The sequence below is a fragment of the Tabrizicola sp. YIM 78059 genome, from assembly GCF_004959785.1.
GTDB lineage: Bacteria > Pseudomonadota > Alphaproteobacteria > Rhodobacterales > Rhodobacteraceae > Tabrizicola > Tabrizicola caldifontis.
The window spans coordinates 159,577-182,274 of sequence record NZ_SJZH01000005.1 but is presented as its reverse complement, the minus strand read 5'-3'; the positions used below and the strand labels follow the sequence as shown (position 1 = coordinate 182,274).

At 65.7% G+C, this 22,698-nt stretch carries 17 protein-coding genes; 10 read left to right on the top strand and 7 right to left on the bottom strand.

The window, feature by feature from the left end:
- The first annotated feature begins 112 nt into the window (after positions 1-112).
- From EZM81_RS08985 to EZM81_RS08975, 3 genes are all read left to right on the top strand, one after another.
- Positions 113-2,662, top strand: a complete 2,550-nt coding sequence (locus EZM81_RS08985; protein ID WP_136645477.1) for a penicillin-binding protein 1A — start codon at positions 113-115, stop codon at positions 2,660-2,662.
- A gap of 89 nt (positions 2,663-2,751) precedes the next feature.
- Entirely contained in the window at positions 2,752-3,879 is a 1,128-nt protein-coding gene (gene prfB, locus EZM81_RS08980) for a peptide chain release factor 2 (RefSeq protein WP_135448729.1), read from the top strand.
- A 152-nt stretch (positions 3,880-4,031) separates the two neighbouring features.
- Complete coding sequence (locus tag EZM81_RS08975) at positions 4,032-4,799, top strand: DUF2189 domain-containing protein (protein ID WP_136645476.1); 768 nt, start codon at positions 4,032-4,034, stop codon at positions 4,797-4,799.
- On the opposite strand, the gene EZM81_RS08970 is transcribed toward EZM81_RS08975, so the two are convergent.
- The 5 genes from EZM81_RS08970 to EZM81_RS08950 all read right to left on the bottom strand — a co-directional run bounded on the left by EZM81_RS08970 (position 4,778) and on the right by EZM81_RS08950 (position 9,630).
- The gene (locus EZM81_RS08970; protein WP_248298172.1) at positions 4,778-6,130 is read right to left on the bottom strand and encodes an MFS transporter; all 1,353 of its coding nucleotides are present in this window, start codon (positions 6,128-6,130) and stop codon (positions 4,778-4,780) included. The two genes, EZM81_RS08975 and EZM81_RS08970, sit on opposite strands and share 22 nt — an antisense overlap.
- 115 nt (positions 6,131-6,245) lie before the next feature.
- Positions 6,246-6,764, bottom strand: a complete 519-nt coding sequence (locus tag EZM81_RS08965) for a polymer-forming cytoskeletal protein (RefSeq protein ID WP_135448726.1) — start codon at positions 6,762-6,764, stop codon at positions 6,246-6,248.
- Entirely contained in the window at positions 6,754-8,091 is a 1,338-nt protein-coding gene (locus tag EZM81_RS08960) for a M23 family metallopeptidase (protein WP_136645474.1), read from the bottom strand. Before EZM81_RS08960 ends, EZM81_RS08965 begins: the two co-directional genes overlap by 11 nt.
- Positions 8,092-8,281: 190 nt before the next feature.
- Positions 8,282-9,097 (bottom strand): ferritin-like domain-containing protein, encoded by an 816-nt coding sequence (locus EZM81_RS08955; protein WP_240783966.1) that lies wholly within the window; start codon positions 9,095-9,097, stop codon positions 8,282-8,284.
- A 71-nt stretch (positions 9,098-9,168) separates the two neighbouring features.
- Positions 9,169-9,630 carry a peroxiredoxin gene (locus EZM81_RS08950; protein WP_136645473.1) on the bottom strand — a complete coding sequence of 154 codons (462 nt, stop codon included), beginning with the start codon at positions 9,628-9,630 and terminating at the stop codon, positions 9,169-9,171.
- 164 nt (positions 9,631-9,794) lie between these two features.
- Here EZM81_RS08950 and EZM81_RS08945 point away from each other — a divergent pair, with 164 nt between their 5' ends.
- The 6 genes from EZM81_RS08945 to EZM81_RS08920 all read left to right on the top strand — a co-directional run bounded on the left by EZM81_RS08945 (position 9,795) and on the right by EZM81_RS08920 (position 18,814).
- The gene (locus EZM81_RS08945) at positions 9,795-13,142 is read left to right on the top strand and encodes a hypothetical protein (RefSeq protein ID WP_169052342.1); all 3,348 of its coding nucleotides are present in this window, start codon (positions 9,795-9,797) and stop codon (positions 13,140-13,142) included.
- Positions 13,139-14,179 (top strand): tRNA preQ1(34) S-adenosylmethionine ribosyltransferase-isomerase QueA, encoded by a 1,041-nt coding sequence (gene queA, locus EZM81_RS08940; RefSeq protein WP_136645471.1) that lies wholly within the window; start codon positions 13,139-13,141, stop codon positions 14,177-14,179. Before EZM81_RS08945 ends, queA begins: the two co-directional genes overlap by 4 nt.
- A complete protein-coding gene (locus EZM81_RS08935; RefSeq protein ID WP_136645470.1) occupies positions 14,179-15,441 on the top strand; it encodes an MFS transporter in 1,263 nt (420 codons plus the stop codon). Before queA ends, EZM81_RS08935 begins: the two co-directional genes overlap by 1 nt.
- Before the next feature lie 54 nt (positions 15,442-15,495).
- Positions 15,496-16,077 carry a DUF924 family protein gene (locus tag EZM81_RS08930; RefSeq protein WP_136645469.1) on the top strand — a complete coding sequence of 194 codons (582 nt, stop codon included), beginning with the start codon at positions 15,496-15,498 and terminating at the stop codon, positions 16,075-16,077.
- A gap of 76 nt (positions 16,078-16,153) precedes the next feature.
- The gene (lpdA, locus tag EZM81_RS08925) at positions 16,154-17,551 is read left to right on the top strand and encodes a dihydrolipoyl dehydrogenase (protein ID WP_136645468.1); all 1,398 of its coding nucleotides are present in this window, start codon (positions 16,154-16,156) and stop codon (positions 17,549-17,551) included.
- A 126-nt stretch (positions 17,552-17,677) separates the two neighbouring features.
- A complete protein-coding gene (locus tag EZM81_RS08920; RefSeq protein WP_248298171.1) occupies positions 17,678-18,814 on the top strand; it encodes an MFS transporter in 1,137 nt (378 codons plus the stop codon).
- A gap of 7 nt (positions 18,815-18,821) precedes the next feature.
- Here EZM81_RS08920 and EZM81_RS08915 read toward each other — a convergent pair whose 3' ends face one another.
- Positions 18,822-19,181: a rhodanese-like domain-containing protein gene (locus EZM81_RS08915; RefSeq protein WP_169052341.1), complete on the bottom strand. Its 360-nt coding sequence runs from the start codon at positions 19,179-19,181 to the stop codon at positions 18,822-18,824.
- A gap of 158 nt (positions 19,182-19,339) precedes the next feature.
- On the opposite strand from EZM81_RS08915, the gene uvrA reads away from it, so the two are divergent.
- A complete protein-coding gene (uvrA, locus tag EZM81_RS08910; protein WP_136645465.1) occupies positions 19,340-22,204 on the top strand; it encodes an excinuclease ABC subunit UvrA in 2,865 nt (954 codons plus the stop codon).
- A 1-nt stretch (position 22,205) separates the two neighbouring features.
- On the opposite strand, the gene EZM81_RS08905 is transcribed toward uvrA, so the two are convergent.
- The gene (locus tag EZM81_RS08905) at positions 22,206-22,556 is read right to left on the bottom strand and encodes an excinuclease ABC subunit A (protein ID WP_136645464.1); all 351 of its coding nucleotides are present in this window, start codon (positions 22,554-22,556) and stop codon (positions 22,206-22,208) included.
- Positions 22,557-22,698 lie beyond the last annotated feature (142 nt).

Here is a 22,698-nt window from a genome sequence, read left to right as displayed (position 1 = left end):
GTGCGCCCGGCATCGGCGCAAAAGCCCGCTGCTGCTGAAAAAGTGACCGGTCAAGGTTTTGACGGGCCCCGGCGTCTGGTATAGGGGAGGCTGGCAATCTGCGGGGGCGCGCGTGCTTCGTTTCGTCGGCAATGTTCTGGGCGGCATCTTTTCGGCGGTGACGCTGGGCCTGGTCTTTGCCGCGCTCACGCTGGGCGGCATTTTCTACATGTATTCCCGTGACTTGCCCAGCTATGAAAGCCTGGCGCAATACACGCCTGCCACGATCAGCCGCATTTATTCCGGCGAAGGCGAGATCATCGACGAATTCGCCCGCGAACGCCGCCTGTTCGTGCCAGCCGAGGATATCCCCGATCTGGTGAAGCAGGCCTTCATCAGCGCAGAGGACAAGAACTTCTATACCCACCACGGCTATGACACGCGCGGCATGATCGCGGCCGTGGTCGAGGCCGTGCGCACGCGGGGCGAACGGGTTCGGGGTGCCTCGACCATCACCCAGCAGGTGATGAAGAACTTCCTGCTGTCTTCGGACCGGACGGCGGAACGCAAGATCAAGGAAATCATCCTGGCCGCCCGCGTCGAAGGCGCAATGAGCAAGGAAAAGATCCTGGAACTCTATCTGAACGAGATCTTCCTCGGTCAGAACTCGTATGGCGTGGCGGCGGCGGCGCAGACCTATTTCAACAAGACCCTGGCGCAGCTGTCGGTTGCCGAGGTCGCCTATCTGGCCGCGCTGGCACAAAGGCCCGGCAACCTGCATCCGGTCCGCCAGGAAAAGGAAGCCATCGCCCGGCGGAACTATGTGCTGCGCGAGATGCGAGACAACGGCTACATCGACGACGCGACCTATGAGGCAGCGCGCAACGAACCGCTGCTGACGGTCCAGGGCGGCCACTACGAGGCATTCCGCGAGGCGCTGCCGCCGCGAGACTACTTCACCGACGAAATCCGGCGCCAGCTTTCAGGCACCTTCGGGGAAGAAGAGTTCTTTTCGGGCGGTCTGACGATCCGCGCTACGGTAGACCCTGATCTTCAGGCCGCCGCCGCCGCGGCCCTGCGCGAGGGGTTGGAGAAATACGATCGATCCCAGGGGGTCTGGCGCGGAACCGGCAAGAAGATCCCGGCCGATCGGCTGACCTCGGAAGCCGACTGGCGCGCCGCTCTGGCGGAGGTCGAGGTGCCGCGCGACGTGGCCACCTGGTTTCCGGCCGTCGTGCTGGAGGTTGGCAGCAACAGCGCGCGCATCGGCATCGAGGGCGTCGCCGAGGACGAGGACGGCCATTTCATCCCCGCCGAGGATGTGACCTGGGCGCGCAAACGCCGCGCCGACGGGACGCTGGGGCCGCGCGCCAAGGTCGCCGGCGATCTGGTCGAGGTCGGCGATGTGGTTCTGGTTCGCGCGGTGACAAACGACGATGGCACCTTCCGGCGCTGGTCGCTGCGCCAGGTGCCGGAGGTGCAGGGTGCCTTCATGGCCATGGACGTGAACTCGGGCCGGGTTCTGGCGATGCAGGGCGGGTTCAGCTATCAGGATTCGGTGTTCAACCGGGCGACACAGGCCACGCGGCAGCCTGGGTCGAGCTTCAAGCCCTTCGTCTATGCCGCGGCACTGGATTCGGGCTTTACCCCGGCGACAATCGTCGTCGATGCGCCGATCGAGGTGGACACGCCGCAGGGTCTTTGGACGCCGAAGAATGCCTCGGGCAAATACTACGGCCCCACGCCGTTGCGCACCGGCATCGAGCAGAGCCGCAACCTGATGACCGTGCGCATCGCGCAGGAAATCGGCATGCAGACGGTGGCGGCCTATGCTGAGCGCTTCGGGGTCTATGACCGGATGGGCCCGTTCCTTGCCAATTCGCTGGGGGCGCAGGAAACGACGCTGTTCAAGATGGTCGCGGCCTATGCCATGTTCGCCAATGGCGGCGAGCGGGTCGAGCCAACGCTTGTGGACAGGGTGCAGGACCGCTACGGCCGGACGATCTATCGCCACGACCAGCGCGTCTGCGAAAACTGCAGCGCCGCCGATCTGCCGCAGGGCAGGGGCGTCACCATCCGCACCAACCGCGAGCGGGTGATGAACGCGATCACCGCCTATCAGTTGACCAGCATGATGGAGGGGGTCGTCCAGCGCGGCACGGCGCGCGGCATCAACCTGCCGGTCCCGGTGGCGGGCAAGACCGGGACGACGAACGATTCGAAGGACGTCTGGTTCATCGGTTACACCTCGAACATCGCGGCCGGCTGCTACATCGGCTATGATCAGCCGCGCACCATGGCTGGCGCCTCGGGCGGGGGCTTCTGCGGGCCGGTGTTCGAAAGCTTCATGCGGGAAGCGATCAAGAAATATGGCGGCGGCAAGTTTGCCGTGCCGCCAGGTGGCTATTTCATCAAGATCGACCGCTTTACCGGCCAGCCGCTGCCCGACGATGCGACCGGCGATCATGTGGTGGCCGAATATTTCCGCGAAGGCGAGACGCCGATCTTCGGCCTTGGGGCGATGGTGGATGGCGGCTTTGCAATGGGTTCGAACCTGCCGCTCTTCGCCTATGGCGAGGGCGAGGGTGACAGTGGCACCACCGTAACCAATGCCGAGGGCCAGACCGTCGTCGTGCCGAAGAAGGCCGATTTCGGCACGGTTTCCTCTGGCGGCCTGTACTGACCCATCCCCCCTGGCGCTGCCCGCGCCCTTGCCGGCGCGCGGCCAAAGCCTTATGACCGCCCGCTGAAACCTCAGGACACGACCCGAAGATGCGCGCCGAGACCCAAGCCAACATCGAAGCGATCCAGAAATCGCTGAAGCTTCTGGCTCAGCGGATGGACTGGGAGACCGCGCCGCACCGGCTGGAGGAATACGACGCCATGATCGAGGCGCCGGATCTGTGGAACGATCCGGCCCGCGCGCAGAAGCTCATGCGCGAACGCCAGGCGCTGCTGGATGCCGTCAATGGCTACAAGATGATCGACCGCGGGCTGAAGGAAAACGTCGAACTGATTGAACTCGGCGAGGCCGAGGGCGATGCCGAGATCGTGGCCGAGGCGGAAAAGGCATTGGCCGATCTGGTCAAGACTGCCCACGCCAAGGAAATGGAGGCCCTGCTGAACGGCGAGGCCGACGCCAACGATACCTTTCTGGAAATCAACGCCGGTGCAGGCGGCACCGAAAGCTGCGACTGGGCAGCCATGCTGGCACGGATGTATGTCCGCTGGGCGGAAAAGCACGGCTATACGGTCGAGCTTCAGTCCGAGACCGAAGGCGAAGGTGCGGGCATCAAGTCGGCCAGTTACAAGATCTCTGGCCACAACGCCTATGGCTGGCTGAAGACCGAGGCCGGGGTACATCGCCTTGTCCGCATCTCGCCCTATGACAGCGCGGCGCGGCGGCATACGTCTTTCTGTTCCGTCTGGGTCTATCCGGTGGTGGACGACAACATCGAGATCGAGGTGCTGGACAAGGACATCCGCATCGACACCTTCCGCTCCAGCGGTGCCGGCGGCCAGCACGTCAACAAGACCGACTCTGCCGTTCGGATCACCCACTTTCCGACGGGGATCGTCGTCACCTCGTCCCTCAAGTCGCAGCACCAGAACCGCGACATCGCGATGAAGGCGCTGAAGTCGCGGCTGTATCAGATGGAGCTGGACAAGCGGAACGCCGCGATCAACGAAGCCTACGAGAACAAGGGCGAGGCTGGCTGGGGTAACCAGATCCGGTCCTATGTGCTGCAACCCTACCAGATGGTCAAGGATCTGCGGACGGGGTATCAGACGTCCGACACGCAGGGGGTGCTTGACGGCGATCTGGACGGCTTCATGCAGGCGACGCTGGCCCTGAATGCCAGCGGCAAGAAGCGCGGCGACATCGAGGACGTGGACTGAGGCCGGCCATGTCCGCCGGTCGGTAGGCATGGCCTTGCCCGGAAAGCCTTCAGGCGCAGGCCGGCAAGCAGACAGTCGCAGCCGCGGCGGTCGGCCTGCGCCATGGCGGATCCCGCTTGCCAGATCCTTGTCGTGCCGCCTAATCTTTCGGCATGAACGACGCCCCCGCCACTGCCACGCCCGAAATCAACCAGGTTGATCTTTCTGACCTGAAGGCCAGCCTTGCCCTTGGCTGGCAGGATTTCCGCCGTGCGCCGTTGCTGGGCTTCATCTTTTCGCTGGTCTATGTGCTGGGGGGCTGGCTGATCGTCTGGGCGATGACGACGAAGGGCCAGGTCTGGTGGACCCTGCCGGCCAGCGCTGGCTTTCCGATCCTGGGGCCTTTCATCGCCTGCGGCTTCTATGAAATATCGCGGCGGCTCGAGGCGGGCGAACCCCTGCGCGCGGCCGAGATCTTCGGCGTCATCTTCCGCCAGAAGGACCGCCAGATCCCGGCCATCGCCGCGGTGATCGTGGTCTATTTCCTGTTCTGGAACTTCCTCGCGCACATGATCTTCGCGCTGTTCCTTGGCAATGCGACGATGACCAATGTCTCGTCCTCGCTGGCGGTGTTCCTGTCGGCGCAGGGGCTGGCGATGCTGGCCTTCGGCACAGCGGTTGGCGCAGTCTTTGCGGCGCTGCTGTTCAGCCTGACGGTGGTCAGCCTGCCGATGCTTCTGGACCGCGAGGTGGATTTCGTCACCGCAATGCTGACCAGCTTTGCCCTGGTGCGAGAAAACCCGGTCGTCATGCTGGGCTGGGGCGCGCTGATCGGGGCCTGCCTGTTTGTCGGCATGCTTCCCGGTTTCGTCGGCCTGTTCGTCGTGCTGCCGCTGTTCGGCCACGCAAGCTGGCACCTTTACCGGCGCGCGATCACCTGAGCCTTCCCCCCGATCCCCATGGCAAGCAGGGCGGCAAGCCCGGCCATGATTGCCCCGATCAGCGCGACGCTGCCGAACGCTGCGCCGGTGGCCGCCAGGTGCACGGGTCCGGCACCGGGCAAGCCGAAGCCTGGCGTCCCCGATCCGTAGGCGCGCTCGGCGACCTGCCCAAGGGCGGCAATCGCGATCAGCCCGGCGACCCGCGCCACGGCATTGTTCACGCCCGATGCCGCGCCCTGTTCGCCGTCTTCCGCTCCCTGCATCGCTGCAGCTGTAAGCGGCGCGACCGCAAGGCCCAGGCCCAGTCCGCCAAGGGCCATGAGGGGCACCACATGGCCCCAGAAATCGCCGGATGCGGCGGTCCACCACAGCCCGGCATAGGCGCAGGCGACCAGCGCCGATCCCGCCGCCATCAGTGGGCCGGGCCCGATACGATCGGCCCAGCGACCGGCTGGCGCCGAAAGCAGCCCGATCAGAACCGAGATCGGCAGGAAGGCCGCCGTCACCTGCAGTTCCGTCACGCCCCAGGCCGAAACCGCAGTCATCGGCAGATAGAACATCACGCCGTTCAACGCGAAATACAGGAACAGCGTGACCAGATTCGTCAGGCTGAAGAGACGCGAGCGGAACATTCCCAGCCGCAGCATCGGCGCAGGCGCCATGGCCTGCCAGACCAGGAAGGCGGCAAGTGTCAGGGCCGTCAGAAGCCACAGCCCCAGAGGCGCCCCCGGCTGCGTCAGCGCCCAGGCCAGAAGCCCCAGGCCAAGCGTCGCCAGCACCACCCCCACCCAGTCCACCCGCAGCACGGCTGCGCCGCGATCCCCTGCGGTCCGGCCCCGGATCAGCGCCAGAGCGGCCAGGCCCAGAGGCAGATTCAGCCCGAAGATCATCCGCCAGCCTGCCTCACCGCCCCATGTGATCATCATGCCGCCCAGCACCGGCCCCAGCGCGGTCGTCATCGTCGAGGCGGCAGCCCAGAGGCCAAGCGCCCGACCGCGATCGGCGACCGGATAGGCGCGCGAGACCAGCGCCATCGAGCCTGGCACCATGAGCGCGGCGCCGAAGCCCTTGACAGCGCGGGCCGCGATCATCTGACCGGGGTCAAGTGCCAGCGCACAGGCGACCGACCCGGCGACAAAGATCAGGATCCCGGCGGCGAAGACCCGAGCCGTGCCGAAGCGGTCCCCCAGCGCGCCGCCGGCCAGCACCATCGAGGACAGGGCCAGAAGATAGGCCGCGTTGATCCATTGCGCCTGGATAAGGCTTGCCCCCAGCCCGGTGCGCATCGCGGGCATGGCGATGGCGGTCACCGAGGAATCGATGAACCCCATGGACGAAGCCAGAATCGCCGCTGCCAGAACCAGCCCGCGGTCGGCGGGCGCACAAAATGAAACGGGCACCGAGGCGTGCCCCGATGCCCTTGAAAGCCGCATGCGCGGTTCAATCTCAGCCTGCGTCGCCCGGCGCCGGTGCGACGGCCGCCGCGTCAGGCCTTGCGGAACCGGCGGTCGTCGGCCGGCCGGTGGCCAGCGGATCTTCCTGCCGCTGGACAGAGCCCTCGAAATGCGCGCCGGATTCGATGGCGATGGTCTTGTGGATGATGTCGCCTTCGACCCGTGCAGTCGATGTCAGGCGAACCTTCAGCCCGCGCACGCGCCCGATCACGCGCCCGTTCACCACGATGTCGTCGGCCACGATCTCGCCGCGAATGGTGGCGCTTTCGCCCACGGTCAGCAGGTGGGCGCGGATGTCGCCTTCGACGGTGCCCTCCACCTGGATGTCGCCGGTGGTGCGCAGGTTGCCGACCACTGTCAGGTCAGAGGACAGAACCGACACAGCCGCCTTGCCCTTCGGCGCCGAGGCAGTGAAGTCCATCGCGGGTTTGGTCATCGGGGCCTCCGGGGCTTTGGCCTTATCTGCTTCAGCCTTGGGGCCGGGCTCGTTGATGCGGCTCTTAGAAAACATTTTTCGCTGCCTTTATGAAGGTCATCGGGTTCACGGGCGATCCGTTCAGACGCACCTCGTAGTGAAGGTGGGTGCCAGTCGACCGGCCTGAATTGCCCATATCACCGATCCGGTCCCCGCGCGAGACCCTTTGGCCTACCTCGACGCGGATCTGACTAAGATGTGCATAGCGCGTCTCGACGCCGAAATCGTGGCGGATGGTCACAAGCCGGCCATAGCCGTTGTCCCATCCGGCATGAACCACCACACCGTCCGCCGTGGCGTAGATCGGGGTGCCGTAGGCGCCGGCCATGTCGGTGCCTTCGTGCATGCGGGTGCCCGCACCCTTGGGGTCACGACGGTAGCCGAATCCCGATGTCCAGCGGAAGCGGTCCTTGACCGGTATCGCGAACGGCAGCTTGAAGGCTGCGATGCGATACATGTTCATCTCGTCCAGACCGTCCAGAATTGCGTTTGCACGCAGTTCCTCGGGTGTCGGCACCGCGCCCGAAGTCGACATCGAAATCGGCGTAAGCGGCCCGCCCTGGCCGGAATAGCCGCGCCGGATGGTCTTTAACAGGTCCTCTGGCGACATGCCGGCCTCGCGGAACATCCTGTTCAGCGGCTCCATCGACACGGTGACGGCCTCTTCCAGCCGTGAGAAGATGAGATCGTTGCGCTGTTCCAGAGCGCGCTTTTCTTCCGCGATCAGACGGGCTTCCTCGCGCGCGGCGTCCGCGGCGGCAAGCATCTCGTCCCGTTCCTCGGCGGTCAGACCAAGCGCATTCACCAGGAATTCCAGTGTTGCCACCGCGTCACGGATGCGACCGATTTCGGTTGCCCCGCCGTGCTGTTCGTTCAGCGCCAGCGTAGCCCTTTCCGCCTCGGCCCGCGCCTCGTCCCGTTCCTTGATGGTCCGGCGGAGCGTTTCCTGAATGGCGTCGATTCCGGTTTCCAGTTCGCGCCGGCGGTCCTCGGAAGCAAGAAGCCGTTCCTGCATGTCCGATACCTGCGCCAGGGCAAGGTTGTATCGTTCCTGCGCACGGGCCGCTTCCTCGGCGCGCAGGTCGCGATCGGCCGACAGCGCGTTCAGCCGCTCTTCATAACGTGCCTGGGCGCGCGCCGACTGTTCGCGCGCCGACCCCGCACCGATCGTATCCATCATGATCACTGCGGTAGCGACGATGGTCCAGGCCAGCGCCAGTGTGCCCCCCACCAGCGCGATCAGCTGGGTGGCCGGGCGCAGGCGTATGAAGCGGGTTTCGGTGTCCGACTTGAGGAACAACCGCTGTTCGGGAAAATGGTGCTCCAGTGTCTGGTGAAACCGGTAGGCGAGGCGGTTCAGCACGTCTTGGTCATCCGTTTCATGCCCTTGTTGCGGGTGACAGGCGTTTCTGCCGTCAGCTGGTCCCGTCCAGCGCGTGAGGCGGCGTCGGGTGCCGTTTGATTAGCCAGCCTGTTTCAGCGCCGCAACGATTTTGACCACAGGGTGGGTTTTCCTGCCCGGTCTCGTGATTTCATCGGCAAGAAACCGCCGATCAGTCGGCGGCCTCGGCCAGCGGCCAGTAGAAGTCGGGTGGAAGGCCCGCGTCTGCGCGCTTCTCCTCGTTGAAGGGTGGCTTCAGCGCGCCGTGGAAATAGCGTCGGACCAGCGTGTGGAACACCTCCTTCGGGTCGGTGCCGTCCCGTCCACAAAGCCAGTTGAACCATTTCGAGCCATAGGCGACATGGCCGACCTCTTCGGCATAGATCATCTCAAGCGCCGAGACTGCTGCGGTTTCGCCCGCTTTGCGGAAGATCTCGATCATGCCCGGCGTCACGTCGAGGCCCCGCGCTTCCAGCACCATGGGCACGACGGCAAGTCGGCCTTGCAGGTCGGATGCCGTATCCTCGGCCGCGCGCCACATTCCGGCATGGGCGGGCAGGGCGCCATAATGGCTGCCCATGCCTTCCAGACAGTCGCAGACCAGGTTGAAATGCTTGGCTTCTTCGTCCGCGGCCTTTACCCAGTCATCGTAGAAACCCATCGGCATCGGCTGGTCGGCGAAACGCGCGATGATGTCCCAGTGCAGATCGACCGCGTTCAGTTCGATGTGGGCGACGGCATGCAGCAGCGCGATCCGCCCCTGCAACGTGCCGGGGCGGCGGCGGGGAACGTCCTTCGGCGCCAGAAGTTCGGGCCGCGCCGGACGGGCCGGGCGCAGGGGAGGGTTTGCGCGCCCGATCGGCAGGGGCTGCCCCTGGGCGCGCGCGGCGAACCATGCTGCGGCATGCGCGCGCGAAAGCGCCGTCTTGGCGCGACCGTCAGGGGTGGTCAGCACATCGACGGCCATTTCGGCAAGGGACAAGGGCATCCGGCAGGCTCCTGCAAATCTTTCCGAAAGACTTGCAAATTCCGGCGTGGGAATTTGCGCCCGGCCTTATCTCACAGGGCCTTGACCGCCGCCAGCACCTCGTCGGCGTGGCCCTTGACGCTGACCTTGGGCCAGACGCGCACGACCTTGCCTGTGCCGTCGATCAGGAAGGTCGAACGTTCGATGCCCATGTAGGTGCGGCCATACATGCTTTTTTCGACCCATACGCCGTAGTCTTCGCAGGTGGTGCCGCCTTCGTCCGAGGCCAGGATGATGCCAAGGCCATGCTTCTTGCAGAACTTGTCATGGCTCTTCACGCTGTCCTTGGAAATTCCGATCACCGTGGCCCCGGCGGCGGTGAAGTCGGCGAGTCGCGCGTTGAAGTCCTGCGCCTCTAGCGTGCAGCCGGGGGTGTCGTCCTTAGGGTAGAAGTAGAGCACGACCTTACCGGGCCGCAGGGCAGACAGCGTGACCGTGGCGCCGCCATCGCGCGGCAGGGTGAAATCGGGGGCGGTATCGCCGGCGGAAATCATGGGCGGCTCCTTGCCTTTTTAGGGAATGTGACTTCCGTTCTAGTTGCCTTCTGCCAAAGTCAAAGGCAAGGAACCCGGTGACTTTCGGCAGGGGTCGCAGGATAGGGGCAAGGTGCGCACGGGCAGGTATGGAGGACGGAAGGGCGGCCCATCTGGCGGACAAGGTGCCTGAACGCAACAGGCAGACAGCCGAGGTCGCAACGGCCCCGGTGGGGCCCCCGCGCCGCCCTGCGCGCGGGGCGAAGCGTGTTCGCTTCAGCCTGACGGTGGTGCTGACCCTGGTCGGGCTTGCGCTTGGTTTCGGCTATCTTGCCATGGCCTACACCGGCAAGGCACTGCGCCTTCCCACGGCCGCGGTGGCCGAGATCGAGGCGCGTCTGAACGCCGGACTTGCCGGAGACAACCTTCCAGCGGGAACCGCCGTATCGCTGGGGGCGGTGGAAGTTGCCGTGGACGATCACTTTGCGCCGCGCTTCCGGCTGCAGGACATCAGGCTGCTGTCCGCTTCGGGCCGGTCGCTGCTGACCCTGCCCGAAGCCCTGGTTGCCTTCGATCTTGCCTCGCTGGCCGAGGGCAGGGTTCGGCCTGTCTCGGTCCGCCTGGTCGGCGCCCGGCTTGCCGTGCGTCGCGACAGCGCCGGTCGGCTGGATCTGGATTTCGGAGGGGGGGGCGCGGCAGGGCCGCAGACGGTTGCCGACGTGCTGGACGGGGCGGCGGCACTCTTTTCCACCCCCGCACTTGCCGCGCTGCGCACGATCGAGGCCGAGGCGCTGACCCTCAGCCTGACCGACGATCGCGCCCGTCGGACCTGGGAGGTGGGTGATGGGCGCCTGACGGTCGAAAGCCAGCGTGACAGGATCGCGGGCGAACTTGGCCTGACGCTGCTGGACGGACAGGCAGCGGCGCAGGCGACGCTGCGGCTGAATCTGGACAAGGCAGACGGGGCGGCCAGCCTTTCCGCCTCGATGGACAATCTGGCAGCGGGCGACCTGGCTGCCCTTGCGCCGCCGCTGGCCTTTCTGGCCGCAGTCGATGCGCCGATCTCGGGCGGGCTTGATGTCGCCATTTCCGGCGCCGGCGCGATTTCCGATCTGTCGGCCGAACTGGAACTGGCCGCCGGCAGCCTGGCGCCCGGTGGCGCGGCGCGGCCCGTTGCCTTTGACCGCGCAAGGCTGGCGCTGCGCTTCGATCCCGAGACGGCGCGGCTTAGCCTGACCGACCTTTCGGTGGAAAGCCCATCGCTGCGGTTGCGGGCAACCGGCTTCGGCTTTCTGCAGGATTCGCAGGGGGCGCCTCTGGTGTCGGGAAACCTGCCACAGATGCTGTTGATGCAGATGGCCGCGTCTGAGGTGATGGTCGATCCCGAGGGTCTTTTTGAGGAACCCGTTCGCTTTGGTCAGGGCGCGCTGGACCTGCGGTTGCGGCTGGATCCGTTCCGGGTGGAGATCGGCCAGCTTGCCCTGGTGGACGCCGGAGAGCGGCTGCACCTGAGCGGTGCGGTCACCGCCACCCCAGAAGGCTGGGACGGGGCGCTGGACGTTCAGCTCGACCGTATCGATGCCGACAGGCTGCTTAAGCTCTGGCCGCTATCGGCGGTGCCGAAGACGCGGGACTGGTTTGCCAGCAATGTCGGCGCCGCCAGTCTGAGCAACGTGCGCGCCGCGCTGCGCCTGTCGCCAGGCGGGCAGCCGCGGCTGGCGCTTGGCTACGAATTCTCGGAGGCGCGGGTGCGCTTTGTCCGCACTCTGCCAGAAGTCCTGGGCGCGCGTGGACATGCCATGCTGGAAAACAACGTCTATACCGTGCGGCTTGAGCGCGGCCATGTCGTGCCGCCCGAGGGTGGGCGGATCGAGGCGGATGGATCCATCTTCCAGGTGCTGGACGTCACGCAGCGCCCGGCCACGGCAAAGATCATCCTGCGCACCTCCTCGCCGCTGACAGCCACGCTGTCGCTGCTGGACCAGCCGCCGTTCAGCTTCTTTTCCAAGGCCGGACAGCCGGTGAACCTGGGTGATGGCCGGGCCGAACTTGTCACGACGATGTATCTGCCGCTGAAGCCGCGGATCGACCTGCCGGATGTCGATTTTTTCGTGACTGGCAGGATCGTTGACTTCACCTCGCCGTCGCTGGTGCCGGGCCGTATCCTGCGGTCTGACGAGATCGCGGTTGCGGTGGACACCGACGGAATGGAGCTATCGGGCAAGGGTGTGCTGGACCGCATGCCCGTCGATCTGACCTATGTGCAGGGCTTCGGCCCCGACCAGAACGGACGCGCGCGGGTGAATGGCACGGTGATGCTGTCCGATGTGGCACTCAGGGATCTGGGGGTGGAATTGCCCGAGGGCAGCGTTCGCGGCGAAGGGCCGGCGGCGATCGATATCGCGCTGGTCAAGGACCAGCCGCCGCAACTGACGCTGACCTCGACCCTGGCCGGCCTTGCGCTGCGGCTGGATGCGTTGGGCTGGTCCAAGCCCGCAGGCACCCGCGGTTCCCTGGACCTGGAGGTGCGCCTGACCCGCACGCCCGAGGTGGAGCGGCTCAAGCTTTCGGCGCCGGGTCTGCAGGCCGAGGGCCGGATCACCACACGCGAGGGCGGCGGCCTCGATACTGCGCAGTTCACGCGGGTCAGGGCAGGCGACTGGCTGGACGCGCCCGTGACACTGAAAGGCGGCGGTCGGGGCGGGGCGCTGGATGTGGCCGTGACCGGTGGGCGGATCGACATCCGTCGCATGCCGGGCGGCAGCACTGGCAGCGGGGCGGGCCTGGGCGGAACGATCCGGCTGGCCCTGGACCGGCTGGTGATCAGCGACGGGATCAGTCTGACCGGGTTCAGCGGTGAATTCCGGCAACGCGGCGGGTTGAACGGCCAGTTCCGCGCCGGCGTCAACGGCCAGGGCGAGGTTCTGGGCACCATGGCGCCGGCCGGTGGTGGCAGCGCCTTCCGCATCACCTCGCGGAATGCGGGCACGGTGATGGCTGCGGCCGGAATCTTCGACAAGGGCCGCGGGGGCGAACTGGACTTGACGCTTTTGCCGCGCGGGCCGGCGGGCCAGTATGACGGCCGCGCCACATTTACCCGGATGCGGGTGCAGGGTGCGCCGGCGCTGGCCGAGCTTCTGTCGGCGATTTCGGTCGTGGGTCTGCTCGAGCAGATGGGCGGAGAGGGGCTGGCCTTCAACAATGGCCAGGTCAGCTTCATCCTGACGCCAGAGGCGGTGGAGATAAGCCAGGGCTCGGCCGTGGGTGCCTCGCTTGGCATTTCCTTTGCCGGGCTCTATCAGACCGGAAGCGGACGGATGGACCTGCAGGGCGTGATCTCTCCGATCTATCTGGTCAATGGGGTCGGACAGATCTTTTCGCGCCGGGGCGAGGGGCTTTTCGGCTTCAACTACCGGGTGACAGGGACAGCCGAGGCGCCGAACGTGTCGGTCAATCCCCTGTCGGTCTTCACGCCCGGCATGTTCCGCGAAATCTTTCGTCAGCCCCCGCCGAATCTGAAGGATGCCGGATGAAACTTTCCGATTTCGATTTCGACCTGCCGGAGCATCTGATCGCCACCCGGCCTGCGCGGCCGCGCACCCATGCACGGCTGCTGCTGGCCGAAGGCGACCGGATCAGCGACCTGCATGTCTTTGACCTGGTGGAGATCTTCCGCCCCGGCGACCGGCTGGTGCTGAACAACACCAAGGTTCTGCCCGCCCGCCTGTTCGGCACGCGGCAACGTGGCGACGCTGTCGCCAGGATAGAGGTGACGCTGCTGGAGCCCGTTTCGCAGGGCTGGCGCGCGCTGGCCAAGCCCCTGCGCAAGGTGCAGGCGGGCGAGGTGATCCGCTTTTCCGACCGTCTGTCCGCAACCGTGGCCTCGAAGTCCGAAACTGATCTGACGCTGGCCTTTGACCTGACGGGCGAGGATTTCGACGCCGCACTGGCCGAGGCAGGTGTCATGCCCCTGCCGCCCTACATCGCCGCCAAGCGCGCAGCGGATGACCAGGACAAGACCGACTATCAGACCGTCTTTGCCCGCCATGCGGGGGCGGTGGCTGCCCCCACTGCCAGCCTTCACTTCGACGAACCGCTGTTGCGGGCGCTGGCGGCGAAGGGGGTGGATTTCACCGAGGTCACCCTGCATGTCGGTGCCGGTACCTTCCTGCCGGTAAAGGTCGAGGACGTGACAACCCACCGGATGCACGCCGAATGGGGTCGCGTCACCGCGGCGGCGGCGGCAGAGATCAATGCAACCAGGCGGGCAGGGGGACGGGTGATTCCGGTCGGCACCACCGCGTTGCGTCTGATCGAAAGCGCAGCCGACGAGGCCGGCGTCCTGCACCCCTTCGAGGCCGAAACCGACATCTTCATCTATCCCGGCTACCGCTTCCGCGTGACCGACGGGCTGATGACAAACTTCCACCTGCCGAAATCGACGCTGATGATGCTGGTTGCGGCGCTTATGGGAAAGAGCCGGATCGACAGGATCTATCAACATGCGATCCAAAAGGGCTATCGCTTCTTTTCTTACGGCGACAGCTCGCTTCTGATCCCGGAGCCCTGATGCTGCGCGTTCTTACCCAGTCCTGGCCGCTGCTGATGGGCGTAATGCTGCTGATGGTCGGCAACGGCATCCAGGGCACGCTGCTGGGTATTCGCGGCAATCTGGAAGGGTTCACGACCTATCAACTGTCCTATGTGATGGCGGCCTATTTCGTGGGTTTCCTGTTCGGATCATGGGCCGCGCCGCGGATGATCCGGCGTGTGGGGCATGTGCGGGTCTTTGCGGCCATGGGGTCGCTGATCTCGGCGGTGCTGGTGATCTACCCGGTCTATCCTGACTGGATGGCCTGGACGTTGCTGCGGGTTCTGGCAGGACTCTGCTTTTCCTGCATCTACATCACCGCGGAAAGCTGGATCAACAATACCTCCGGGAACGAGACCCGGGGTCAGGCGCTTTCTGCCTACATGATCGTCCAGATGCTGGGGATCATCGCATCGCAGGTAATCCTGAATCTGCCGGATCCTTCGGGTTTTGCACTCTTCATCATCCCTTCGGTGCTGGTCTCGCTGGCCTTCATGCCCATCCTGCTTGCCCCCACGCCCGCGCCCGCCTTCGACACCACCCGCCGCCTGCCCTTTGCGGATCTGTTCCGTATCTCGCCCCTGGGCTGTGCGGGCATGCTGCTGACCGGGGGCGTGTTTTCCGCAATGTTCGGCATGGCCGCAGTCTGGGGCGCGCAGGAGGGGCTGACGGTGCGCGAGATCTCGATCTTCGTGGGCGCGCTCTACGTCGGTGGGCTGGTGCTGCAATACCCGATCGGCTGGGCATCAGACCGGATGGACCGGCGCACGCTGATCATGGGGCTGTCGGCCATGGCGGCGCTGACCATGCTGGTTGCCGCCTTCGTGCCGCTTCCCTTTGTCGCGCTTATTCTGGTGGCGCTGCTTCTGGGCGGGATCACTAACCCGGTCTATGCCCTGCTGATCGCCTATACCAACGACTTCCTGACCCGCGAGCAGATGGCCGCAGCTTCGGCGGGGCTGATCTTCCTGAACGGTTTCGGGGCGATCTTCGGCCCCACCGCCACCGGCTGGATGATGGAGACCGTTGGCCCACGCGGATTCTTCCTGTTCATCGGCATCCTCTATGTCGCGCTGGCGGCCTATGCGCTGTACCGGATGACCCGCCGCGCCGCGCCGCAGGTGACGGGTGCCTTCCGCACGGTGACGCCGACGGCCTCGCCGCTGGCCGTTGGGGCTGTGCTGGACGACGCCTCGGTCGAGGTGCAGGCAGAGGTGCAGGCTGGGGCTGGGCAGACATAGGCGGTTGCGGCCCGCGCCATTCCCTGCAAGGCTTGCCGCAGCACGGAGGCGCCCATGTCGGACCCGATCGAGGTTCTGGAGTTCTGGCTGCACGAGATCGGACCGGAGGGCTGGTATTCCGGCGGGGAAGATATTGACCTGGCCTGCACCCGCTTTGCTGGTCTCTGGCAGGCAGCGCGTGACGGCGGGCTCGAGCACTGGGCCGAAGGGACGGTCGGCACGCTTGCCTACCTGATCCTGACCGACCAGATTCCGCGCAACATCCATCGTGGCACCGCGCTGGCCTTCGCAACCGACCCGCAGGCCCGCGCCGCCGCCCGCAAGGCGCTGGAGGCCGGCTGGGACATGAATGCCCCCGAACCTGAACGCCAGTTCTTCTACATGCCCTTCGAGCATTCCGAGGATCCGGCCGACCAGGAGCTGGCGGTGAAGTACCTGACCGAGCGGGTGGCCTCGGACCCGGAAATGGCGCTGCACGCCCGCGCGCATCAGGAGGTGATCGCCCGCTTTGGCCGGTTTCCCACCCGCAACGAGGCGCTGGGGAGGACCAGCACACCGGAAGAGCAGGCCCATCTCGATCAGGGCGGTTACATGGCCGTGGTCAAACGGCTGAAAAGCCATGCGCCCGATGCATAGGGCCACGGCAACCCCAGCGTTGCCTGGAGTTTCAAGATAGTTTAATGGCAAACTACTTTTTCTGGAGGAGGGAAAGATGGCTGCCCAAAGCTTCGACGTGATCGTGATCGGCGCCGGACCGGGGGGCTATGTCGCCGCCATCCGCGCCAGCCAGCTGGGCCTCAAGGTCGCCATCGTCGAACGCGAACACCTGGGCGGCATCTGCCTGAACTGGGGCTGCATCCCGACGAAGGCGCTTCTGCGCAGCGCTGAGGTCTTCCACCTGATGCACCGCGCCAAGGAATTCGGCCTGAAGGCGGACGCGATCGGCTATGACCTGCCCGCCGTCGTCGCGCGCAGCCGCGCGGTGGCAAAGCAGCTTTCGGGCGGGATCGGCCACCTGATGAAGAAGAACAAGGTCACGGTGTTCATGGGCACCGCGACCCTGCCCAAGGCCGGGACCGTCTCGGTCAAGACCGACAAGGGCACCGAGGAGTTGACGGCGAAGCACATCATCCTTGCCACCGGCGCTCGCGCGCGCGAACTGCCGGGGCTCGAGGCCGACGGCGATCTGGTCTGGTCCTACAAGCACGCACTGGTCGCCAGCAGGATGCCGAAGAAGCTTCTGGTCATCGGCTCGGGCGCGATCGGGATCGAATTCGCCAGCTTCTTCAACACGCTGGGCGCGGACACCACCGTGGTCGAGGTAATGGACCGCATCCTTCCCGTGGAAGACGCCGAGATCAGCGCCTTCGCCAAGAAGCAGTTCGTCAAGCAGGGCATGAAGATCCTGGAAAAGGCCGCGGTCAAGAAGCTCGACCGCCATCCCGGCAAGGGCGTGACCGCCCATATCGAACAGGACGGCAAGATCACCACGCAGGACTTCGACACCGTCATCTCGGCCGTGGGCATCGTCGGCAACGTGGAAAACCTCGGGCTCGAGGCGCTGGGGGTGAAGATCGACCGCACCCATGTGGTGACGGACGAATACTGCCGCACCGGGGTTCCCGGGCTTTACGCCATTGGCGACATCGCCGGCGCGCCCTGGCTGGCGCACAAGGCCAGCCACGAGGGCGTGATGGTTGCCGAACTGATCGCGGGCGGCCGTCCGCACCCGATCAAGCCGAACTCCATCGCCGGCTGCACCTATTGCCACCCGCAGGTGGCCTCGGTCGGCCTGACCGAGCAGAAGGCGAAAGACGCGGGCTACACGGTCAAGGTCGGCCGCTTCCCCTTCATCGGCAACGGCAAGGCCATCGCGCTGGGGGAACCCGAGGGCATGGTGAAAACCGTGTTCGACGCAAGGACGGGTGAGCTTCTCGGCGCCCACATGGTCGGCGCCGAAGTGACCGAGCTGATCCAGGGCTATGTCATCGGCCGCACGCTGGAGACGACCGAAGTCGAGCTGATGAACACCGTCTTCCCGCACCCGACCCTGTCCGAGATGATGCACGAAGCCGTGCTAGATGCCTACGGACGTGCGCTGCATTTCTGATCGCGGCAGGGTTTGCCTGTTCGCACGACTTCCTCTTCGCGTCGGTGTACTGCGGCGCGAACTGATGAAGTCATCGACGAGCTACCCCGGCCGCGCTATCCCTCGATGATGCGCAGCCTTTCCCCCATGTTTCTGGTCCTGCTCTTGTGGTGCGCCGGCCTTGGCGCAGCGGCCCAGTTCGGCAAGATCTCGATCCTCTACGAGACACTGCGCACCACCTACGGCGGCGGGGGAGAAGTCGCGCTTGGCCTTGTCGTGTCGATCGTCGGCATGGTCGGGTTGATCTTCGGCACCACCGCCGGCCTTCTGGTCGCCCGGATCGGCCCACGCCGGGCCATTGTCGCGGCGCTGGCGGCGGGGGCGGCGATGTCGGCGCTGCAAGCCCTGCTGCCGCCCTATCCGCTGATGCTGGCCAGCCGCATCGTGGAAGGGGCGAGCCACCTCGCCATCGTCGTCGTCGGCCCGACGATGATCGCTACGCTTGCCCCCGAACATCGCCGGCCGCTGGCGATGACGCTCTGGTCGTCGTTCTTCGGGGTGACCTACACGATCCTGGCGCTGATCGGCCCCCATGCCGGCCCGACCGGGCTTTTCCTCGGCCACGCCGCCTGGATGGGCGCGCTGGCCGCGATCCTCGCCCTGACCCTGCCGCCCGACCCACGGGGCCATGCGCTGCCGATGGACAACCTTTTGGCCCAGCACGCCCGGATCTACGCCTCGCCCCGCCTTGCCGCGCCGGCGATGGGGTTCTGCTGTTATACCTTCCTTTACGTCGCCGTCCTGACCCTGCTGCCGCCCGAAACCCCCGCGACGCACCGCGCGCTGATCGCGGCAGGGATGCCGCTGGTCTCGATCGCAGTCTCGCTGACGCTGGGGGTCTGGCTCCTGGGCCGGATGAGCGCGGTCACGCTGGTGCAGGCGGGCTATGCCGTGGCGATCCCCGGCTTCCTGATACTCTGGGTCTTCTGGGGGCAGGGGGCCGGGATGGTGGCGGGGGGCTTCCTGCTTTCGGCCGCGCTCGGCATCGTGCAGGGGGCGAGCTTTGCCGCGATCCCCGAGCTGAACGCCAGCCCCGACGACCGCGCCCGCGCCGCCGGGGCGGTGGCGCAGCTGGGCAATCTTGGCACAACGACGGGCACGCCGGTCCTGGCCGCGCTGCTGGCCAACGCCGGGCCGGCCGGGCTGACCGCCGCGGCCGTCACGCTTTCGGCGCTGGGGCTTGCCATTCACGCCGTGCAGAAGGCCCGGCGCGCGCGGCTCTGACCCGGGATCAGTAGGCGACGACCCGGCCGCCGCCCGCCGCCCAGTCGCGCAGGCCGCCAAGGTTGTAGACTGGCCCATAGCCCAGCCGGGTCAGCGCATCCGCCGCCATCCCCGACCGCCCGCCCGAGGCGCAATAGACCGCGATCGGCAGCCCTTGCGGTACTTCGCAGCCCGGCTGGCGCGGGTCGGCCTTCAGCGGCAGCAGTGACAGCGGGATCACCCGCGCCCCCTCGGCCACGCCGGAGGCCTTCGCCTCGGCGAACTCGCGCACGTCGATTAGCACCATCCGTTCGGAGGCGACCTCGCGGGCAATTTCAGCAATGTCGATGCGCTGCGCGCCAGCGCCAGTGGGGAAGAAGGAGAACATGGAAAACCTCTCGTTTGGGTTTACATCTATATACATTAAAAGGTGACAATGTAAACCCCTTCCCCGCGATTTTCCCTGTTCGCCATATGTTCACTTTTTCCGGTTGGAGACTCGGCCAAACCGTCCTATGTCTTGCGCCTGCACCTATGGGGCCGGCCATGGCGGAACAGAAGTTCATCGAAGTGCGCGGCGCGCGCGAGCACAACCTCAAGGGCGTGGATGTCGATATTCCGCGTGACAAGCTGGTGGTCATCACCGGGCTGTCGGGGTCGGGCAAGTCCAGCCTCGCCTTCGACACGATCTATGCGGAGGGCCAGCGGCGCTATGTGGAATCGTTGTCGGCCTATGCCCGGCAGTTCCTGGACATGATGGGCAAGCCGGATGTGGACCATATTTCGGGCCTGTCGCCGGCAATAAGCATCGAACAGAAGACGACCTCGAAGAACCCGCGTTCGACTGTCGGCACGGTGACGGAAATCTACGACTACCTGCGCCTGCTGTTCGCCCGGGTCGGCACGCCCTACAGCCCGGCCACCGGCCTGCCGATCACCGCGATGCAGGTGCAGGACATGGTCGATGCCGTGATGGCGATGGAGGAGGGGACGCGCGCCTATCTGCTGGCCCCCATCGTGCGCGACCGCAAGGGCGAATACCGCAAGGAGTTCCTCGAGCTGCGCAAGCAGGGCTTCCAGCGCGTCAAGGTCGATGGCGCCTTCTATGAGCTGGAGGAGCCGCCGACGCTCGACAAGAAGTTCCGCCACAACATCGACGTGGTGGTGGACCGGATCGTGGTGCGCGAAGGCATCGAGACCCGGCTCGCCGACAGTTTCCGCACCGCGCTGAACCTCGCCGACGGGATCGCGGTCATCGAACTGGCCGACGTCAAGGAGGGCGAGGCGCCCACCCGCATCACCTATTCCGAGAAATTCGCCTGTCCCGTCAGCGGCTTCACCATCGCCGAGATCGAGCCGCGCCTGTTCAGCTTCAACGCCCCCTTCGGCGCCTGTCCGGTCTGCGACGGGCTGGGGGTAGAGTTGTTCTTCGACGAACGCCTTGTCGTCCCCGACCAGAACCTGACGCTGCTGCAAGGCGCCATCGCGCCCTGGGCCAAGTCGAAATCGCCCTATCTGACCCAGACGATGGAGGCCCTGGCCAAGCACTACGGCTTCAACCTCAAGGCCAGATGGAAGGACCTGCCGGAGAACATCAAGGAATTGTTCCTGCGCGGGTCCAAGGGCGAGGAGATCGAGTTCCGCTATGACGAGGGCGGCCGGGTCTATCAGGTCAAGCGCGTCTATGAGGGGATCATCCCCAACATGGAACGCCGCTACCGCGAGACCGACAGCGCCTGGTCGCGCGAGGAGATGGAGCGCTACCAGTCCAACCGCGCCTGCGGCGCCTGCGGCGGCTACAGGCTGAAGCCCGAGGCGCTGGCGGTCAAGATCGCCGGTCTGCACATTGGCCAGGTGGTCGAAATGTCGATCACCGAGGCCTTCGCCTGGGTCGAGGGCGTGGCCGAGACGCTGACGAAACAGCAGAACGAGATCGCGCGGGCGATTCTGAAGGAAATCCGCGAACGCCTTGGATTCCTTGTGAATGTCGGCCTGAACTACCTGACGATGAGCCGTGCCGCCGGCACCCTGTCGGGTGGGGAATCGCAGCGGATCCGGCTGGCCAGCCAGATCGGCTCGGGCCTGACGGGGGTCCTTTATGTTCTGGACGAACCCTCCATCGGCCTGCATCAGCGCGACAACGACCGGCTTCTGACCACGCTGAAGAACCTGCGCGATGCGGGCAATACGGTGCTGGTCGTCGAACATGACGAAGACGCTATCCGCGAGGCCGACTATGTCTTCGACATGGGGCCGGGGGCGGGGGTGCACGGCGGCCGCGTGGTCAGCCACGGCACGCCCGCACAGGTGGCCGCCGATCCGACCAGTCTGACAGGCCAGTATCTTTCCGGCGCGCGCGAGATTGCGGTGCCGAAGACCCGGCGCAAGGGGAACGGCAAGGTGTTGACCGTGGTGGGCGCCACGGGGAACAACCTGAAGAACGTCACCGTCGATTTCCCGCTGGGCAAGTTCATCTGCGTCACCGGCGTCTCGGGCGGGGGCAAGTCCTCGCTCACCATCGAGACCCTGTTCAAGACCGCCGCGATGCGCCTGAACGGCGCGCACGAGACGCCCGCACCCTGCGAGACGATCCGCGGGTTCGAACATCTGGACAAGGTTATCGACATCGACCAGCGGCCGATCGGGCGGACACCGCGTTCGAATCCCGCCACTTACACGGGGGCCTTCACCCCGATCCGCGACTGGTTCGCGGGCCTGCCGGAATCGAAGGCACGCGGCTACGGGCCGGGGCGGTTCAGCTTCAACGTCAAGGGCGGGCGCTGCGAGGCCTGCCAGGGCGACGGTGTTCTCAAGATCGAGATGAACTTCCTGCCGGATGTCTATGTCACCTGCGAGACCTGCAAGGGCCAGCGCTACAATCGCGAGACGCTGGAAATAAAGTTCAAGAACAAGAGTATCGCTGATGTTCTTGACATGACGTGCGAAGATGCCCGCGACTTCTTCCAGGCGGTCCCCGCCATCCGCGAGAAGATGGACGCGCTCTGCGAGGTGGGCCTTGGCTACATCAAGGTCGGCCAGCAGGCAACGACGCTTTCCGGGGGCGAGGCCCAGCGCGTCAAGCTGTCGAAGGAACTCAGCCGCCGGGCAACGGGTCGGACGCTCTACATCCTCGACGAGCCGACCACGGGCCTGCATTTCGAGGATGTGCGCAAGCTTCTGGAAGTGCTGCATTCCCTGGTGGACCAGGGCAATACGGTCGTGGTGATCGAGCACAACCTTGATGTGGTCAAGACCGCCGACTGGGTGATCGACATCGGGCCCGAGGGTGGCGACGGTGGCGGCGAGATCGTAGCCACCGGCACGCCCGAGGACATCGTGAAGGTGGCTGCCAGCCATACTGGCCGATATCTGAAGGATCTTCTGCGCCCGCGTCGTGTCGCGGCGGAATAAGTCAGTTCAGGGCGCGGTCCAGAATCCGGACAGCTTCGATCACCGTCAGCGTATCGCGCGCGACCCTGAGGATCTGGTTGTCGATGCGCAGGTAAGTGCTGCCATCGCGATAGTCCCGAAGGGCAAGGCGTTCCCAGTCGGCGCGCGGAATCAGGACGTAGTCGCCATAGATCGGCTCTCCGTAATGCCAGGAATTGCGGTGCTTTTTCTTGGCTTGGCCGGGGGGAACGCAGGGAACTGCCTTCTTTGCCAGCCCCGGCGGGCAATGCCTGGGCTCTGCTGCGGCGGGAAGGGTTCCCAGAAGGCAACCTGCAGTCAGGGCGGCGGTCAGGATCAGGGTAGGTCTGGGCATGTCTTGCATCTCTGCGTTGCCGGGACGGTCTGCCGTATTTCCGCACCAAGGTCGATGGCGCATTGCGATGACGGACGGCGACCGGCAGATCCTTGCCGGCAGAAGTTCAAAGCAAAAGGGGGGCGCCGGAACTGCCTGCGCC